Annotated in this window: 16 protein-coding genes; 8 read left to right on the forward strand and 8 right to left on the reverse strand. The window is 62.3% G+C overall.

The annotated features are described in order from the left end of the window. Window positions 1-38 precede the first annotated feature (38 nt). The 6 genes from ACVOMH_RS07370 to ykgO form a co-directional block, all read right to left on the reverse strand. Window positions 39-1,271 carry a TraB/GumN family protein gene (locus tag ACVOMH_RS07370; protein ID WP_481551502.1) on the reverse strand — a complete coding sequence of 411 codons (1,233 nt, stop codon included), beginning with the start codon at window positions 1,269-1,271 and terminating at the stop codon, window positions 39-41. Beyond that, window positions 1,264-1,794 carry an N-acetyltransferase family protein gene (locus ACVOMH_RS07375; RefSeq protein WP_481551503.1) on the reverse strand — a complete coding sequence of 177 codons (531 nt, stop codon included), beginning with the start codon at window positions 1,792-1,794 and terminating at the stop codon, window positions 1,264-1,266. Before ACVOMH_RS07375 ends, ACVOMH_RS07370 begins: the two co-directional genes overlap by 8 nt. Window positions 1,795-1,810: 16 nt before the next feature. Further along, complete coding sequence (locus tag ACVOMH_RS07380; RefSeq protein ID WP_481551504.1) at window positions 1,811-2,698, reverse strand: carbon-nitrogen hydrolase; 888 nt, start codon at window positions 2,696-2,698, stop codon at window positions 1,811-1,813. Window positions 2,699-2,820: 122 nt separating this feature from the next. Then, window positions 2,821-3,858 carry an agmatine deiminase family protein gene (locus ACVOMH_RS07385; RefSeq protein ID WP_481551505.1) on the reverse strand — a complete coding sequence of 346 codons (1,038 nt, stop codon included), beginning with the start codon at window positions 3,856-3,858 and terminating at the stop codon, window positions 2,821-2,823. Window positions 3,859-3,947: 89 nt separating this feature from the next. Continuing rightward, complete coding sequence (locus ACVOMH_RS07390) at window positions 3,948-4,277, reverse strand: hypothetical protein (RefSeq protein ID WP_481523508.1); 330 nt, start codon at window positions 4,275-4,277, stop codon at window positions 3,948-3,950. Between the two features lie 197 nt (window positions 4,278-4,474). Then, window positions 4,475-4,600, reverse strand: a complete 126-nt coding sequence (gene ykgO, locus ACVOMH_RS07395; RefSeq protein WP_054656844.1) for a type B 50S ribosomal protein L36 — start codon at window positions 4,598-4,600, stop codon at window positions 4,475-4,477. Between the two features lie 190 nt (window positions 4,601-4,790). Here ykgO and cmk point away from each other — a divergent pair, with 190 nt between their 5' ends. From cmk to galU, 8 genes are all read left to right on the forward strand, one after another. Then, window positions 4,791-5,468, forward strand: coding sequence for a (d)CMP kinase (gene cmk, locus ACVOMH_RS07400; protein ID WP_481551506.1), 678 nt, complete (start codon window positions 4,791-4,793; stop codon window positions 5,466-5,468). A 195-nt stretch (window positions 5,469-5,663) separates the two neighbouring features. Beyond that, entirely contained in the window at window positions 5,664-7,355 is a 1,692-nt protein-coding gene (rpsA, locus tag ACVOMH_RS07405) for a 30S ribosomal protein S1 (RefSeq protein WP_481523510.1), read from the forward strand. A gap of 90 nt (window positions 7,356-7,445) precedes the next feature. Then, window positions 7,446-7,751: an integration host factor subunit beta gene (locus ACVOMH_RS07410; RefSeq protein WP_054656848.1), complete on the forward strand. Its 306-nt coding sequence runs from the start codon at window positions 7,446-7,448 to the stop codon at window positions 7,749-7,751. A 75-nt stretch (window positions 7,752-7,826) separates the two neighbouring features. Continuing rightward, window positions 7,827-8,123, forward strand: a complete 297-nt coding sequence (locus ACVOMH_RS07415; RefSeq protein ID WP_481551507.1) for a lipopolysaccharide assembly protein LapA domain-containing protein — start codon at window positions 7,827-7,829, stop codon at window positions 8,121-8,123. 6 nt (window positions 8,124-8,129) lie between these two features. Next, window positions 8,130-9,308: a lipopolysaccharide assembly protein LapB gene (gene lapB, locus ACVOMH_RS07420; RefSeq protein ID WP_481523512.1), complete on the forward strand. Its 1,179-nt coding sequence runs from the start codon at window positions 8,130-8,132 to the stop codon at window positions 9,306-9,308. A gap of 3 nt (window positions 9,309-9,311) precedes the next feature. After that, entirely contained in the window at window positions 9,312-10,286 is a 975-nt protein-coding gene (locus tag ACVOMH_RS07425; protein ID WP_481551508.1) for an MraY family glycosyltransferase, read from the forward strand. 14 nt (window positions 10,287-10,300) lie between these two features. Next, a complete protein-coding gene (locus tag ACVOMH_RS07430) occupies window positions 10,301-12,214 on the forward strand; it encodes a polysaccharide biosynthesis protein (protein ID WP_481523514.1) in 1,914 nt (637 codons plus the stop codon). Further along, window positions 12,214-13,092, forward strand: coding sequence for a UTP--glucose-1-phosphate uridylyltransferase GalU (gene galU / locus ACVOMH_RS07435; RefSeq protein ID WP_481551509.1), 879 nt, complete (start codon window positions 12,214-12,216; stop codon window positions 13,090-13,092). Before ACVOMH_RS07430 ends, galU begins: the two co-directional genes overlap by 1 nt. A 276-nt stretch (window positions 13,093-13,368) precedes the next feature. Here galU and ACVOMH_RS07440 read toward each other — a convergent pair whose 3' ends face one another. Continuing rightward, window positions 13,369-14,577 (reverse strand): acetyl-CoA C-acyltransferase, encoded by a 1,209-nt coding sequence (locus ACVOMH_RS07440; RefSeq protein WP_481551510.1) that lies wholly within the window; start codon window positions 14,575-14,577, stop codon window positions 13,369-13,371. Between the two features lie 79 nt (window positions 14,578-14,656). Next, window positions 14,657-17,029, reverse strand: a complete 2,373-nt coding sequence (locus ACVOMH_RS07445) for a 3-hydroxyacyl-CoA dehydrogenase/enoyl-CoA hydratase family protein (protein ID WP_481551511.1) — start codon at window positions 17,027-17,029, stop codon at window positions 14,657-14,659. Between the last annotated feature and the right edge of the window lie 12 nt (window positions 17,030-17,041).

The raw sequence follows: 17,041 nt of genomic DNA on the forward strand, positions 1-17,041 counted from the left end.
CAGCGATGCGGGCCTTTTTTGAGGGTGAAGCAGTCAGCTCAGCTGGCGAGCCTGCCGTAGACGGTGAAGCCGGTCAGCCACAGTCCCAGCATGCTGCCCAGATTGGTCAGCATGAAGGTCAGCACGATGCGGGTGACGCGATTGCGGTACCAGCCCTTGAGGGTCTGCGCATCGTCACGCAGTTGCAGGAAATCGATATAGGCCGGTTTGCGCAGTCGGGTTTCCACCATCGCGGCAAAGGCGCCGGTGGGAATGCTCAGCCGGAACGGCTTGAACGGCGCCACGGCGATCGCGGTGAGGATGCTCAGCGGATGGCTGCGGGCCAGCAACGCACCCAGGCCGGCCAGACCACCGGTGTACAGCGCCCAGATCGCCAGCATGTGCGCACCCATGTCCAGGCCGCCGCGCCAGAAGCCGATGGCGATCCCGGCCAGCACCACCGCCAGGATGGTCAGGGTGATCCACGGGATATTGCGCTTCTTCGGCACGGCTTCGAGCTGCTCGCGCAGCGTCGCCGGGACTTCGGTATCGGTCTCCAGGTAGCGGGCAAGTCCGGCCAGGTGGCCGGCGCCAACCACCGCCAGCACATTGCGCTGTTCGCTGTGGTGTTCCTCGCGCAGGCGCGTGGCCATGTAGCGGTCGCGCTCGCCGATGATGGCTTCATACAGTGCCGGGCTCTCGCTGGCGAACTCGCCGAAGCTCGATTCCAGCATGTCGCCCTGCTTGAGCTTCTCGATTTCCTCTTCGCCCACATCCTCCGACGAGAACAGCCCGGCGCCCAGCCCCATCACCAGCTTGATCTTGCCGAAGAAGCCCAGGCGTTGCGATGCACGACGGAAGGTCAGGCCGACATCACGGTCGATCAGGTGCACTGGCAGGTCGCGTTCCTTGGCCAGCTGTACCGCACGTTTCAGCTCGGCCCCGGGCTCGATGCCCAGCTGCTCGGCCAGGCGGCGCTGGTAGGCGGCCAGGGCCAGGTTGGCGGCAAACAGCGCCACGCGGCCCTTGCGAATGACGTCGATCAGATCCAGCTGCGCGAGCGCATCGGGATTGGTCAGTGCCTGCAGGCGCTGCGGGTCCAGCTCCACGGCGACCGCATCGAACCGGCCGCTGCCGATGGCCTGTTCCACGGCCTGCACGCTGGCCAGCGACACGTGTGCGGTACCCAGCAGGGTGTAGCGCACGCCGTCGCGTTCGACGATGCGCACCGGCTGGCCGGCGAGCAGGTCGCTGTCGGCGTCAAAAAGGTTGTCGGTCATTGCTTCATTCATTGTTGGGTGGCGTGTTGGCGCCATCGCCGAGTGCACGCTGCATCTGCACGGTATCCAGCCAGCGGCCGTGCTTGCGGCCGAGCCCGCGGAACACGCCGACCGGCTCGAAGCCGAAACGCTCGTGCAGCTTGATGGAGGCGGTGTTGGTGGGCTCGCCGATCACCGCGACCATCTGCCGGAAACCGCGCGCGGTACAGTCGTCGATCAGCGACTGCATCAACGCGCTGCCGATGCCGCGACCCTGGTAGCGGGCATCCACGTACACCGAGTTCTCCACCGTCCACTGGTAGGCGATGCGGGCGCGGTAGCTGTTGGCGTAGGCATAGCCCCCCACCTCGCCGTCGATGATCGCGACGAGGTAGGGAAAGCCGCGTTCGGTGATGTCGGCCATGCGTTGAGCCATTTCCGCTTCGCTGGGCACCTCGTATTCGTAGGTGTTGACCAGTTCCCGCACCTCGACCGCATAGATGGCGGTGATGGCGGGAATGTCGGCGGGTGTGGCCGGGCGCAGCTGGAGGGTCACGGAGGGCCTGCGGGTGTCAGTCGATGTAGCGCTTGAGCAGATCACCGTAGGCATCGATACGGCGATCACGCAGGAACGGCCAGATGCGGCGCACGTGTTCGCTGCGCTGCAGGTCGACATCACACACCAGGATGGTCTCATCGCCACCGGCCTCGGCAAGGAATTCACCCTGTGGGCCGAGGACGTGGCTGTTGCCCCAGAAGTCGATGCCCGAGGCCCCCAGCGGCGAGGTTTCGTGACCGACGCGATTGCAGCTCAGCACCGGCACGCCATTGGCCACGGCATGGCCGCGATGGCTCAGCACCCAGGCGTCGCGCTGGCGGTTCTTCTCATCCTGCACATCCTCCGGATCCCAGCCGATCGCGGTCGGGTAGAGCAGCAGCTCGGCGCCCGCCAGTGCCATCAGGCGCGCAGCTTCCGGATACCACTGGTCCCAGCACACCAGCACGCCGAGGCGGCCGACGGAGGTGTCGATCGGGGTGAAGCCCAGATCGCCCGGAGTGAAGTAGAACTTCTCATAAAAGCCCGGATCGTCGGGGATGTGCATCTTGCGGTACTTGCCCAGCATAGTGCCGTCTTTTTCGAAGACCACCGCGGTGTTGTGGTAGAGGCCGGCGGCGCGGCGCTCGAACAGCGAGCCGACCAGTACGACGCCGTGCTTTTTCGCGATCGCGCCCAGGCGCTCGGTGCTGGGGCCGGGGATCGGCTCAGCCAGATCAAATTCATCCACCGACTCGTGCTGGCAGAAATAGGGGCCGTTGTGCAGCTCCTGCAGCAGCACCAGCTTCGCGCCCTGCGCGGCGGCCTCGGCCACGCGGGCCTCGATCACGTCCAGATTGGCGGCGGCATCGCCGTGGTTGCGTTCCTGGATCAGGGCGACGGAAAGGGTGTGACGGGAGCTCATCCGATTACAGGTCCTGCAAGGGGAGGGCGCATGGTAGCGCGGAAGCCACGGCGGATTGTCCGCGGCGGCTGAACACGCGCCGCCTCAGGCGGTAGCGCTGTGGCGGCGCAGGAGGTGGCGGATCAGCTGGCCAGCAGGCCGGCCGGTAACTGCATGGTGATGCAGTGCAGGCTGCCGTTCTGCCAGATCAGCGAGCGGCAGGGGACCTGCACGATCTCGCGACCGGGGAAGGCCTGCGCCAATACGTCGCGTGCGGCCTGATCGGCCGCATCGCCATACGCCGGCATCAGTACCGCACCGTTGATGATCAGGAAGTTTGCGTAGGAAGCGGCCAGACGGCGGCCCTCATCGAGCACCGGCTGCGGCCACGGCAGCGGGAACAGGTGGTAAGGGTTGCCATCAGCAGTACGCAGCGCGGCCAGTTCCGCGCCCATGGCCTGCAGTTCAGCGTAGTGCGAATCCAGCGGGTCATCGCAATTCTGGTAGACGATGCTGTCGGCCGACGCAAAGCGGGCCAGCGTGTCGATGTGCGCGTCGGTGTCGTCGCCTTCCAGATAGCCATGGTCCAGCCACAGCACGCGGTCCTGCTGCATCCAGGCGGCCATGTCGGTGCTGAGCGAAGCGCGGTCGCGGTCTGGATGGCGTTCGTGCAGGCACTGCCAGGTGGTCAGCAGGGTGCCTTGACCGTCGGTCTCGATACCGCCGCCTTCCAGCGCGAACGGGATGCTGCGCACGTCGGCATGGTTGAACACGCCAGCGGCATGCAGCGCGCCGACCAGCTGGTCATCCAGGCTGGCTTCGAACTTGCCACCCCAGCCGGTGAAGCGGAAATCCAGCAGCTGGAAGCTGCCGTCGCCGCGCTTGAGGGTGATCGGGCCGGAATCGCGCAGCCAGGTATCGTCGTAGGCGGCGGTGACAAAGCGCACGCGCTCCATGTCTATCCGGTTCGAGCGCAACCGCATTTCCGCGTAGGTCTCGATATCGTCATCGGCCACGCAGATCAGCACGGGCTGGAAACGGGTGATCGCGGCAACCAGGGCGATGTAGGTCTCTTCAACCTCGGCCAGGCGATCGGCCCAGTCGGTGTCGGCGTGAGGCCAGGCGATCAGTACGCCGGACTGGGATTCCCATTCGGCCGGAAAACGGAGCGTATCGTTCATGTTCTCGTGCATGCAGGGCCCCGTGCCCAAAGCGTGGGTGTGAGTGACGGTGGGCGTGGATGCCCGCCGTCACGGCGGGGCGGAAAGGGTCAGCGGATGGGGGGCTTTGGCCCGATTTCATCCGGGCTTGCTTGGCGCGCGACAACATCGATCACGCGCTGCTTTTCGAAATACACAGTGAATGCCGGATAGACCCAGCGATGGATGGTCGGCCATTGGCGTTTCTGGCCGCCCCGCGGCTCAAGGCGCTCCTGCGGAGCACCGAAGCGCGCTTCGACCTGGCTCATGGTTTGGCCGCGGGCCGGCAAAGCGCTGGCGGACTGCTCCTGGACCCGCTCGATGAGCAGGGTGTCGGCCATGGCGGCTGACGTCGCACCCAGCAGGGTGATCAGGGTTAGTGCGTGGATCGTGTGTTTCATAGTCGCTGCTCCCCAGAGGACAAGTGTCGATTACAGCAAAAAACGGCGACAAATAGATGGTCTTGTCGCGCGTATTGGTGTTGCCGGTCGATACGCGGCAGCCGGTAGGTGGATGCAGCAACAAAAAACCGCCCGAAGGCGGCTTTTTGTGAAGTCGGAAACCGTGCGGATCCCGTGACTGGCTTGCGCCAATCGGCTCAGCGCTGGCGAGCCTTGAAGCGCGGGTTCGACTTGCAGATCACGAAGATCTTGCCGCGACGGCGGACGACCTTGCAATCGCGATGACGGGCCTTCGCCGACTTCAGGGAGGACAGAATTTTCATGGCATACCTCGGCGGATAACTGTTGGAGTTCTCAGGAGCGCGGCCGCGGATATGCAGGTGGACGCTCGTTCAAGCCCGCCATTCTACCGGCTATTTCCATGGCGGTTCAAGTGGTTGCGCGCTGTCGCTACGTCAGGGTGGTGGTGTGGGGCGCTAGAATAGGCCGACTCCCATCAAAACAGGCCTCCCGATGAGCCAGCTTCCTCCCGTTTTGACCATTGATGGCCCCTCCGGGGCGGGCAAAGGTACCGTAAGTCGTATCGTTGCCCGTCACCTGGGGTGGCACTATCTGGACTCGGGGGCGCTGTACCGGGCGGTGGGGGTGGCGGCCAGTTGGGCGGACATCGATACCTCTGACGCCTCGGCACTGGTGCGGTGCACGTTCGATACCAAGGTCCAGTTCGTTGAGCAGGGTGAGAGTCTGCGGGTGCTGGTGAACGGTACCGACGCCACCGACGAGCTCCGGCTGGAAACCACCGGGGCGCTAGCCTCGGCGATTGCGGCTATTCCGGAGGTGCGGGCGGCGCTGAAGGAGCGGCAGCGCGCATTCAGGCTTGCGCCGGGACTGGTGGCCGATGGTCGCGACATGGGAACAGTGATCTTTCCGGATGCCCCATTCAAGGTTTTCCTGACTGCGAGCGCTGAAGAGCGTGCATTGCGCCGGCATAAGCAGTTGAAAGAAAAAGGGGTTTCGGTTAACTTTGAAGACCTCCTGCGCGAGATCATGGCCCGCGACGCCCGTGATGCACAACGCGCAGTGGCGCCCCTGAGGCCGGCAGACGATGCTGTCCTCATCGACACCAGCGGCATTGGCATCGACGACGTCGTTGCCAGGGTGCTGGGTCTGGTCCCCACGCAGGGGGCTTGATCCACGCTGCGCCGAGTGTGGCCAGTGCATCGGCCGCAGTCGCAGAAGAGAAGTTGCAACAACCCCGCTGCGCAATAGTGCGTGGTGGGTTTTTCCATTCACATGCGGCTGCTTCCACGGAGCCGACCAACAGGCTGGGCAGTACGGGTTTCCGCAACAGATCCGCTGTCCGTGTGTTCAACTGAGTAAATCTAAATGACCGAATCATTTGCAGAACTGTTTGAAGCCAGTCAGGCCAATCTGGCCAAGCTGAAGCCCGGTGCCATCGTTATCGGTACCGTCGTTGATGTCCGCGGCGACGTGGTGGTGATCAACGCCGGCCTGAAGTCCGAAGGCATCGTGCCGATCGAACAGTTCCGTAACGACGCTGGTGAGATCGACGTGGGCGTGGGTGACCAGGTGAAGGTTGCCCTCGACTCGCTCGAGAACGGCTTCGGCGAAACCGTCCTGTCGCGCGAGAAAGCCAAGCGCGCGATGGTGTGGGACGAGCTGGAAGAAGCGTTGGAAAAGAACGAAACCATCACCGGCCGCATCAGCGGCAAGGTCAAGGGTGGTTTCACTGTGGACATCAAGGATGTCCGCGCGTTCCTGCCCGGTTCGCTGGTCGATGTGCGCCCGGTGCGCGACCCGGCCTACCTGGAAGGCAAGGAGCTGGAGTTCAAGCTCATCAAGCTCGACCGCAAGCGTAACAACGTGGTCGTTTCGCGCCGTGCGGTTGTCGAGAGCGAGCACTCGGAAGAGCGCGAGCAGCTGATGGACAAGCTGCAGGAAGGCGCCATCCTGAAGGGTGTCGTCAAGAACCTGACCGACTACGGCGCGTTCGTGGACCTGGGCGGTATCGACGGCCTGCTGCACATCACCGACATGGCATGGAAGCGCGTGCGCCATCCGTCCGAAGTCGTGAACGTCGGCGACGAGCTGGACGTGCGCGTGCTGAAGTTCGACCGCGAGCGCAACCGCGTTTCGCTGGGCCTGAAGCAGCTGGGCGAAGATCCGTGGGATAACATCTCGCGTCGTTACCCGGCCAACAGCCGCGTGTTCGGCAAGGTCTCCAACGTGACCGATTACGGCGCATTCGTCGAGATCGAGCCGGGCGTCGAAGGCCTGGTGCACGTGTCCGAAATGGACTGGACCAACAAGAACGTCAACCCGTCCAAGGTTGTGCAGGTTGGTGACGAAGTCGAAGTGATGGTGCTGGACGTCGATGAAGAGCGTCGCCGCATCTCGCTGGGCATGAAGCAGGTTGCTGCCAACCCATGGGAAACCTTCGCTGCCATCTACAAGAAGAACGACAAGGTGTCCGGTCAGATCAAGTCGATCACCGACTTCGGCATCTTCATCGGTCTGGATGGCGGTATCGACGGCTTGGTCCACCTGTCCGACATCAGCTGGGCGACCACTGGCGAAGACATCGTGCGCAACTTCAAGAAGGGCGACACGCTGGAAGCCGTTGTGCTGGCGGTCGATCCGGAGCGCGAGCGCATCTCGCTGGGCGTCAAGCAGCTGGAGCAGGATCCGTTCGGCCAGTACATGGCGACCAATCCGAAGGGCTCCAAGGTCGAAGGCGTGGTGAAGGAAGTTGACGCCAAGGGTGCTGTGATCGAACTGGCCGACGGTATCGAGGGCTATGTGATGGCACGTGATATCGCCAACGAGCGTGTTGACGATGCCACCCAGCACCTGAAGGTCGGCGACAAGATCGAAGCCAAGTTCGTGGGCATGGACCGCAAGGGCCGCACCCTGCAGCTGTCGATCAAGGCCAAGGACGAAGCCGAGACGGCTGAAGCGCTGGCTGAGTTCAACAAGAACTCGACCGAAGCGGCGGCAGGCACCACCAGCCTGGGCGCACTGCTGCGTGCTCAGCTGAACGGGAACAAGTCCGAGTAATTCGGTCACCCTGTTGTAGATGTTACCTGGGCGGCCCGGACATCAGTCCGGGCCGTTTCAGGGTAAGACCCTGCCATTGACGAGTACGCAATGACCAAATCCGAACTGATCGAAATCCTGGCGCGCCATCAGGCGCATCTGAAGGCAGACGATGTCGATCTGGCGGTGAAGTCGTTGCTGGAAATGATGAGTGGGGCGCTGGCCTCCGGTGAGCGGATCGAGATCCGTGGGTTTGGCAGTTTTTCCCTGCATTACCGCTCGCCCCGTCTGGGGCGCAACCCGAAGACGGGTGAGTCGGTGGCCTTGCCAGGTAAGCATGTGCCGCACTTCAAGCCAGGCAAGGAGTTGCGCGAACGCGTCAGCCCTGTCGTGCCCCTGGAGAGCGATCCGGCCTGAACGCTTTCGCCGGGTACTGCGAATTCATGCTTCGGGCGGTAAGCTACGGGCACCAATTTTAGGGGCGGTAGCCGAGTGAAAATCGTCCGTTTGTTGTTGTTGCTGGCGGTGCTGGTTGGTGGGCTGGTGATCGGCTCGCTCAACTCCCAGCCAATCGACATCAGTCTTGCTTTCTGGGTATTACAGACGACCTCTGGCCTTGCGATCATCGCTTCGCTTCTGCTGGGGGCGCTGGTTGGTGGCGGCATGGTGCTGCTGGGGCTCGTTGTCCCGCTATACGCCAGATTGCGTCGCGCCAACAAGGCCCTGTCTTCTGCTGTGGTCGAGCTTTCCAGCTCGGCGCAGCCACCTTCTCCATTTGATGGACGCTGATCACCGATGGCTTTTATCAGTGAGTGGTTCTGGTTTTTCCTGTTTCTGCCGATCGCGGCGGTCAGCGGTTGGGTCATCGGTCGGCGGGGGGGGCAGCGTCATAGTGAGAGTCAGGTCAGCCGTCTTTCCAGCACCTATTTCCGTGGCTTGAACTATCTGCTCAACGAGCAGCCGGACAAGGCGATCGAGCTGTTTTTGCATATCGCCGAGCTGGACAAGGAAACATTCGAGACCCAGGTGGCGCTGGGTCACCTGTTCCGCCGGCGCGGAGAGGTGGATCGCGCGATCCGCCTGCATCAGGGGCTGGTCAATCGCAGTGATCTGAATGACGCCCAGCGCGTGCAGGCACTGCTCGCCTTGGGCGAGGACTACATGAAGTCCGGCCTGCTGGATCGCGCCGAAACCGTGTTTACCGAACTTGCGCAGCTGGATCAGCGGGCGCCACAGGCTCTGAAACATCTGATCAGCATCTATCAGGCCGAGCGCGACTGGGAGAAGGCGATCCAGAATGCCACCCGTTACGAAGAGGTCACGGACGAGCCGATGGGCAAGCTGATCGGCCAGTTCGAATGCGAGCTGGCCGAGCGGCATCGCGCGGCCGGGCGGCTGGACGAGGCTCGGGCGGCGATCAAACGGGCCAACGTGGCCGATGCGATGAGTGTCCGTGCCGGCATCATCGAAGGGCGGTTGGAGAGCGACTTCGGCAACGATGAGTTGGCAGTCCGGGCGTTCGAGCGGGCGGCGCGCAATGATCCGGATTACTTGCCCGAGATCCTTCCGCAGTTGCTGAAGAATTACCGTAATGTCGGCGATATCGCCGGTGCCCGGGCATTTCTGGCTGAAATGACCGAGCACTACCGGGGCATCGCACCCGTGCTGGCGTTGACGCACTTGATGGAAGAGCAGGAAGGGGTTGCGCCGGCGCGGGCCTATCTGGGCCGTCAGTTGAAGGATCGCCCCTCGGTGCGCGGCGAGTCGGCGCTTATCGATTTGACCCTTGCCGAAGGTGCGGACCCGATCGCGACGCTACAGGACCTCAAACACATCACCGACCAATTGCTGGTTCGTAATCCTTCCTATCGCTGTACGCGTTGTGGATTCGGCGCACGTACCCATCATTGGCAGTGCCCCAGTTGCAAAGAGTGGGGTTCGGTCAAGCCGCTGCTGAATTTCGCGGTCCTCTGAGTCGTGTCGTTGCACTATGTCCTTCTGTTGGTGCTGGTTTTCAGCGCTGCAACTATTGTGACTTGGGTGGCGATCCGCTACGCGCTGTGGCGTCAGTTGTTGGATCAGCCGGGCGAGCGACGCAGCCATCGGGTGACCACGCCTCGTGGCGGCGGTATCGGTATCGTGGTGTCGCAGCTGCTGGCATGCGTGCTTGCAGTTACGCTGTTTCCTGTTTTTGCCATTCCAGTAGCAGTGTTCGCTCTCGGTTTGCTGCTGGTGTCGGGTATCGGCTGGTGGGATGACCATCGCGCTTTGCCAGCGCTTCCTCGTCTGTGTGTGCACTTGCTGGCAGCCCTTCTGCTGGGTGCAATGGTGTGGGCGGAAAGCGGCAGCCTGCTCAAGGCGCTGTTTTGCGCAGGTCTGGCGGTTTCATTGATCAACATCTGGAATTTCATGGATGGCATCAATGGCCTGGCTGCAACCCAGGCGATCATCGTCGGGCTGGGCGCAGTACTGCTGTTGCCACAACCGTATTCATTTGTGGCGTATGCATTTGTAGTGGGCTGTGCCGGCTTTCTTCCTTTCAACTTCCCGCGCGCCCGCGTGTTCATGGGTGATGTGGGCAGTGGCGCGCTTGGGTACCTGGTTGCCGGGTTGCTGGCCTTGGGGCTCTGCGTAACGGAGGTTGCTCCAGTGCTATGGCTGCTACTTCCAGTGGCGTTCTTCATCGATGCCGGATTCACGCTTCTGCTGCGGATCTTGAACGGAGAGCCTTGGATGGAGGCACATACGCAGCACCTCTACCAGCGATTTGTGAAGCGTGATTTTAGTCACTTTGCGGTCACGCTCGGTTACGTGGCTTTCAGTCTGATCGGGCTTACAATCGCCGTTGTATTTTCAAGGCTACCCCTAGTTTGGGGTTGGGCAGGGGGCTCAATCTGCATTGCCGCAGCGGCGGTGATCTGGATTTCCTTTCGCGCAAGATCAATTTCATAAGGATGATGGTGGGTATGAGGTCTTTGCGAGAGCGCTTCGTTGGGGGGGGGCTGCGATATGCGGTGATGACACATGACCTGGTCATGGTCTGGCTGTGTTGGCAGCTGCTGTTCCTGGGGCGCTATGCCTTGTTGAATGATGCGCCTCCCCAGCCCTGGTTCTCGCTTGACGTATTTGTAGTCATCGCGCTGCAGGCGCTGGCTTTCTGGAAGGTTGGCCTCTATCGGGGTCTATGGCGTTTTGCCAGTGTTGCTGACCTGATCAATATCTTCAAAGCGAGTTTCATCGGATTGCTCGCCATTCTCGTGGTGTTCTCGTATCGCCGACTGGAAGGTATTCCCATCTCGGTATTGGTGGTCTATCCCTTTGCGTTGTCGGCGTTGCTAGGTACGCCACGCCTGCTGTACCGCGCGTGGAAGGACTACCAGGCAGTCAATTCGGATGCCAGGGCGCGGCGGGTTCTCGTGTTGGGCGCTGGTCATGCTGCAGAGTCCTTGATCAAGGATCTTCGCCGGTCAGGCGACTATGAACCGGTTGGATTGTTGGATGATTCGACCCATCTGCAGGGCGCCAAGCTGCATGGCACCCCTATCCTTGGCCGGCTGGATGATGTTGTTCCGGTTGCCAGGGAGACGGACGCCAAGCTTCTGGTCATCGCGATTCCGACACTCGACGCCGCCGGCATGCAGCGGGTGGTGGGCCTCTGCGAAAGTACGGGGTTGCCGTTCCGCACTGTTCCCCGATTGGCCGATATTCTGGATGGGAACTCTTTGCCAGGGCAACTCAAGGAAGTTGCGATTGAGGACCTGCTGGGCCGGAAGCCGATCCTGCCGGATTGGGAGCTGATTCGTGGCTGGCTCCGCGGCCGGACAGTTCTGGTGACGGGGGGCGGGGGATCCATCGGGTCGGAATTGTGTCGTCAATGCGCACGACATGGGGTCGCCAAGATTGTCGTTCTTGAAATCAGCGAATTGCTGATGATCAACATCCAGGCGGAACTGCGCAGGAATTTTCCCGATTTGCAGGTGCTCGGCTTGCTGGGTGACTGCGGAGATCCGGCTGTGATTCGCCATGCCTTGAGCAGCTATCATCCTGATACTGTCTTTCATGCGGCTGCTTACAAGCAAGTTCCACTGCTTGAGGATCAGTTGCGTGAGGCCGTGCGCAACAACACTCTGGCCACAGAGTGTGTGGCGACCGCATGTGTTGAGGCCAAGGTGGAGAATTTTGTATTCATCTCCACCGACAAGGCCGTGGATCCGGTGAATTCGCTGGGAGCGACCAAGCGCTATGCGGAGATGATTTGCCAGAGTCTGGACAAACGTTCCGCTGCAACGAGGTTTCTGACGGTCCGCTTTGGCAATGTGCTCGGATCCGTGGGGAGTGTGGTACCGCTGTTCCGTGAGCAGATCAGAAAGGGCGGTCCAGTCACCGTAACCCACCCGGATGTCAGTCGCTATTTCATGACAATCCCGGAGGCCTGTCTGCTTATCCTGCAGGCGGCAGCTTCGTCATCGCGCGGTGCCATCTACATGCTGGATATGGGAGAGCCGGTGCTTATCCGGCATCTGGCCGAACAGATGATCCGACTGGCAGGCAAACAGCCGGGAGTGGATATTCCAATCGTATACACCGGCCTGCGTCCAGGTGAGAAGCTGCATGAAAGCCTTTTTTATGCCGATGAGAAGTGTCGCCCCACGGCGCACCCCAAGGTCATGGAAGCGGGCGTGCGTGAGTTCTGTCCAGAGTTGGTGCTTGGCAACATCGCCGGTTTGCGACGAGCAATAGCCGATTACGACATCAATGCGATGCGTGAGATTCTTCTCGCGACGATTCCCGAGTTCAGGGCGGTCGAGGAACCGTGTTCCGCCAATGCGGGTGCGAAGATCGTACCTTTCCCCTCAAAAGAAGCAGGAAGGATTCACTGATGCATGAGCGGATAAAGAAAGCGGTGTTTCCTGTGGCGGGCTTGGGTACCCGGTTTCTGCCGGCGACCAAGACGGTCCCCAAGGAAATGCTGCCGATCATTGATCGGCCGCTGATCCAGTACGCCGTCGATGAGGCTATCGAGGCCGGTTGTGACACGCTAATCTTCATCACCAACCGCTACAAACATGCGGTAGCCGACTATTTCGACAAAGCCTACGAGCTAGAACAGAAGCTGGAGCGCGCCGGTAAGCTGGAGCAGCTGGAGCAGATACGCCATGTACTGCCCAAAGGCGTGCGGGCCGTGTTCGTAACCCAGACCGAGGCGTTGGGGTTGGGGCATGCGGTTTTGTGTGCCAAGCCGATCGTCGGCAACGAGCCATTCGCGGTGCTGCTGCCCGATGACCTTATCTGGAACCGTGGTGACGGTGCCCTGAAGCAGATGGCCGACTTCAATGCCGCCAGTGGCGCCAGTGTCATCGCGGTCGAAGATGTCCCGCACGACAGGACCGGCAGTTATGGCATCGTGGCGACCGACAAGTTCGATGGTCGTCATGGCCACATCACCCAGATTGTCGAAAAGCCCAAGCCTGAAGATGCGCCCAGTGATCTGGCGGTGGTGGGGCGCTATGTGCTCAGCCCGAAGATCTTTGAGTTGCTCGAAGCTACCGGCACAGGTGCTGGCGGCGAGATCCAGCTGACCGATGCGATCGCACAACTGCTCAAGACCGAGCAGGTGGATGCATATCGTTTTGAAGGCAAGCGTTTTGACTGCGGTACGCATCTCGGGCTGGTCGAGGCGACGGTTCGCTTGGCACTCGAGAACGACAAGCTGGCCGGACCGGCGCGTGCGATGATGCAGAAGATGCTGGCCGAGTAAGCGTCAGCGACAGATCTGGAAGCTGATGTTGTCTGTCAGCTGGGTAGGTTCGAAAGGCAACCGGAAGGCTGCCTTTCTTTTTGATGTGATGCCGGTGTCCCGTAGGGCGTGGTCGCGCTGTGCCGGGACGCTATCGGGCAGCTGTCTGCCGGGCAATGCTCTGGGCAACATATTTGGCTTGCTTGATTGCGAATGAGCTAGGCCTTTTTCCACGGTCGCTGAAAAGAGAAGGCGGCCCTGCGGCCGCCTTCGTCCATCAACAGCATGGCGAACCGCTTACAGCGATTCGAAAATGCCTGCAGCGCCCATGCCGGTGCCGATGCACATGGTCACCATGCCGTACTTCTGCTGGCGACGGCGCAGGCCGTGCAGCAACGTGGCGGTACGGATCGCACCGGTCGCGCCCAACGGGTGACCCAAGGCGATGGCGCCACCCAGTGGATTGACCTTGGACGGGTCCAGGCCACAATCGCGGATCACCGCCAGCGACTGTGCGGCGAAGGCTTCGTTGAGCTCGATCCAGTCCAACTGGTCCTGGCTCAAGCCGGCCTGCTTCAACGCCTTCGGAATCGCCGCGATCGGACCGATGCCCATCACTTCCGGGCGCACGCCGGCGACCGAGAAGCTGACGAAGCGGGCCAGCGGTGTCAGACCGTAATCCTTGATTGCCTGCTCCGATGCCAGCAGCACGGCACCGGCGCCATCGCTCATCTGCGAGGAATTGCCCGCGGTGACCGAACCGCCGAACTGGCCATTGCGGAACACCGGGCGCAGCTTGGCCAGTCCTTCTGCGGACGAGTCCAAGCGCGGTCCTTCGTCCGTGTCGGCGATCTTGTTGCGGGTGATGATGCGCTTGCCATCGGCCAGATCCGGCAGGTGCGAGACGATGTCGTAGGGGCTGATTTCGTCCTTGAATTCGCCGTTCTGGATTGCGGCGATGGCCTTCTGGTGCGAGGCCAGGGCGAACGCGTCCTGTTCTTCGCGCGAGACCTTCCATTCCTCGGCGACTTTCTCGGCGGTGATGCCCATGCCGTAGGCGATGGCAACGTGGTCGTTGTCGAACACGCTTGGCGCCATCGCGATCTTATTGCCCATCATCGGCACCATCGACATCGATTCGGTGCCGCCGGCCAGCATCAGATCGCTGTTGCCCAAGCGGATCTGGTCGGCAGCCATCGCCACGGCCTGCAGGCCGGATGAGCAGAAGCGGTTCACCGTCTGCGCGGCGATGGTGTTGGGCAAGCCGGCCAGCAGCACGCCGATGCGTGCCACGTTCATGCCTTGCTCGGCTTCGGGCATGGCGCAGCCGATGATGGCGTCGTCGATGCGATTGACGTCCACGCCCGGAGCCTGGGCGACCACGCTCTTTAGAACGTGGGCGAGCATGTCGTCCGGACGGGTGTTGCGGAACATGCCCTTGGGCGCCTTGCCAACCGGGGTGCGGGTGGCGGCGACGATGTAGGCGTCCTGGATTTGCTTGGTCATTGCAGTGATCTCTTCAATAGGTGTGAGCGTGAGGGCGGGCAAGGGCAGCGCTGGCAGCGCCACTCCGGGGCACGCTCACTCAGTTCCGCAGTGGCTTGCCGGTCTTGAGCATGTGCGCGATGCGGGCCTGGGTCTTTTCCTGCTGGGCCAGTTCGACGAAGTGCTTGCGCTCCAGGGTGAGCAGCCACTCTTCGTCGACCACGCTGTTGCGATCGACCTTGCCGCCGCACAGCACGGTGGCGATGCGCTCGGCGATCTCGTAGTCGTAGGGACTGATGAAGCGGCCTTCGAGCATGTTGACCAGCATCATCTTGAAGGTGGCGATGCCCACGTCACCGGCCACGCGGATGCGGCGTGCCGGCAGCGGCGGTCGGTAGCCGCCTTCGGCCAGTGCGCTGACTTCAGCCTTGGCGATGTGCAGCAGCTCGAAGCTGTTGAACGCCACCTTGTCGGTGCCGCGCATCAGGCCCAGTTCCTTGGCGTTGACCGCTGAATTGGAGACCTTGGCCATGGCCACGGTTTCAAAGGTCTTCTTCAGCTCGGCGAACACGTCGCCGTCCGGGCCGGCCGCCTGCGAGGCGCGCACGGCGATTTCCTTCAGGCCGCCACCGGCCGGCAGCAGGCCGACGCCGGCTTCGACCAGGCCGATATAGCTTTCCAGCGCCGCCACCGACTTGGCCGCATGCATCTGGAATTCGCAACCGCCGCCCAAGGCCAGGCCACGCACCGCGGTCACCACCGGCACGGTGGCGTACTTGATGCGCTGGCTGGTGCGCTGGAAGTTGGCCACGATCGCCTCGAATTCGGCGATCTTGCCGGCCTGCAGTGCACCCAGTGCGCCAGCCAGGTCGGCGCCCGCCGAGAAAGGCTCCTTGTTCTGCCAGATCACCACGCCCTTGAACTGCTTTTCAGCCAGACCGATGGCGTGCTGGATGCCGTCCAGCACCTGGTCGGAGACGGTGTTCATTTTGGTCTTGAAGCTGATGACGCCGATGCCGTCACCGTCGGTCCACAGGCGGATGCCGTCGTTCTCGAACACGGTTTCGCCCGGCGCGAAGTTCTCGCCCAGCAGTGCGTCCGGAAAGCGTTGGCGCTGGTAGACCGGCAGCGAGGAACGCGGCACCAGGGCATTCTGCGACGGGCTGTAGCTGCCTTCGGCAGCGTGCACGCCGTCACGGCCGTCCAGCACCCAGGCCGGCAGCGGCGCATTGCTCATGCTCTTGCCGGCGGCGATGTCGTCGGCGATCCACTGTGCCACCTGCTTCCAGCCAGCTGCCTGCCAGGTCTCGAACGGGCCCAGCGACCAGCCGTAGCCCCAGCGGATGGCCAGGTCGACGTCGCGCGCGGTTTCGGCGATATCGGCCAGGTGATAAGCGCTGTAGTGGAACAGGTCGCGGAACGTCGCCCACAGGAACTGTGCGTGCGGGTGCTGGCTTTCGCGCAGCTTGGCGAACTTCTCGGCCGGGTTCTTGATCTTCAGGATCTCGACCACTTCCGGTGCAGCCGCGCGGTCGGCGGGACGGTAGTCCTGCTTTTCAAGGTCGATGACCATGATGTCCTTGCCGACCTTGCGGAAGATGCCGGCGCCGGTCTTCTGGCCCAGTGCACCCTTGCTGATCAGCGCGTCCAGCCATGCCGGCGCGTGGAAGTACTTGTGCCACGGGTCGTCGGGCAGGGTGTCGCCCATGGTCTTGATGACGTGGGCCATGGTGTCCAGGCCGACCACGTCGGAGGTGCGGTAGGTCGCCGACTTCGGGCGGCCGACCAGCGGGCCGGTCAGGCCGTCCACTTCGTCAAAGCCCAGGCCGAACTGCTGGGTGTGGTGGATGGTGGACAGGATCGAGAACACGCCGATGCGGTTGCCGATGAAGTTCGGGGTGTCCTTGGCGTAGACCACGCCCTTGCCCAGGTTGGTGGTCAGGAACGTTTCCAGGCCTTCCAGCACCGCCTTGTCGGTGGTCTTGGCCGGGATCAGCTCGGCCAGATGCATGTAGCGCGGCGGGTTGAAGAAATGCACGCCGCTGAAGCGGTGGCGGAGTTCTTCCGGCAGCACGTCGGCCAGCTTGTTGATGCCCAGGCCTGAGGTGTTGGACGCCAGTACCGCGTGTTCGTTCACGAACGGCGCGATTTTTTTGTACAGTTCCTGCTTCCAATCCATGCGTTCAGCGATGGCTTCGATGATCAGGTCGCAGTCGCGCAGCTGCTCCAGGCCTGAGTCGTAGTTGGCCGGGTTGATGGCTTCAGCCAGCGCCTTGCTGGCCAGCGGCGCTGGGCTCAGTTTGCCAAGGTTGGCAATGGCCTTGAGCACGATGCCGTCGGCAGGACCTTCCTTGGCGGCCAGGTCGAACAGCACGGTGTCGACGCCGGCATTGGTCAGGTGGGCGGCGATCTGCGCACCCATGACGCCTGCGCCAAGGACGGCGGCGCGGCGGACAATCAGGGAATTGGACATATCGATAAACCT

This window comes from Stenotrophomonas sp. STEN013, assembly GCF_056760355.1.

Bases quoted from the DNA above. Each gene is read 5' to 3' on its own strand.
- ACVOMH_RS07445 (WP_481551511.1), bottom strand. From the start codon at position 17,029: ATGTCCAATTCCCTGATTGTCCGCCGCGCCGCCGTCCTTGGCGCAGGC.
- galU (WP_481551509.1), top strand. From the start codon at position 12,214: ATGCATGAGCGGATAAAGAAAGCGGTGTTTCCTGTGGCGGGCTTGGGT.
- ACVOMH_RS07370 (WP_481551502.1), bottom strand. From the start codon at position 1,271: ATGAATGAAGCAATGACCGACAACCTTTTTGACGCCGACAGCGACCTG.
- ACVOMH_RS07390 (WP_481523508.1), bottom strand. From the start codon at position 4,277: ATGAAACACACGATCCACGCACTAACCCTGATCACCCTGCTGGGTGCG.
- rpsA (WP_481523510.1), top strand. From the start codon at position 5,664: ATGACCGAATCATTTGCAGAACTGTTTGAAGCCAGTCAGGCCAATCTG.
- ACVOMH_RS07380 (WP_481551504.1), bottom strand. From the start codon at position 2,698: ATGAGCTCCCGTCACACCCTTTCCGTCGCCCTGATCCAGGAACGCAAC.
- ykgO (WP_054656844.1), bottom strand. From the start codon at position 4,600: ATGAAAATTCTGTCCTCCCTGAAGTCGGCGAAGGCCCGTCATCGCGAT.
- lapB (WP_481523512.1), top strand. From the start codon at position 8,130: ATGGCTTTTATCAGTGAGTGGTTCTGGTTTTTCCTGTTTCTGCCGATC.
- ACVOMH_RS07430 (WP_481523514.1), top strand. From the start codon at position 10,301: ATGAGGTCTTTGCGAGAGCGCTTCGTTGGGGGGGGGCTGCGATATGCG.
- ACVOMH_RS07440 (WP_481551510.1), bottom strand. From the start codon at position 14,577: ATGACCAAGCAAATCCAGGACGCCTACATCGTCGCCGCCACCCGCACC.
- ACVOMH_RS07410 (WP_054656848.1), top strand. From the start codon at position 7,446: ATGACCAAATCCGAACTGATCGAAATCCTGGCGCGCCATCAGGCGCAT.
- cmk (WP_481551506.1), top strand. From the start codon at position 4,791: ATGAGCCAGCTTCCTCCCGTTTTGACCATTGATGGCCCCTCCGGGGCG.
- ACVOMH_RS07385 (WP_481551505.1), bottom strand. From the start codon at position 3,858: ATGAACGATACGCTCCGTTTTCCGGCCGAATGGGAATCCCAGTCCGGC.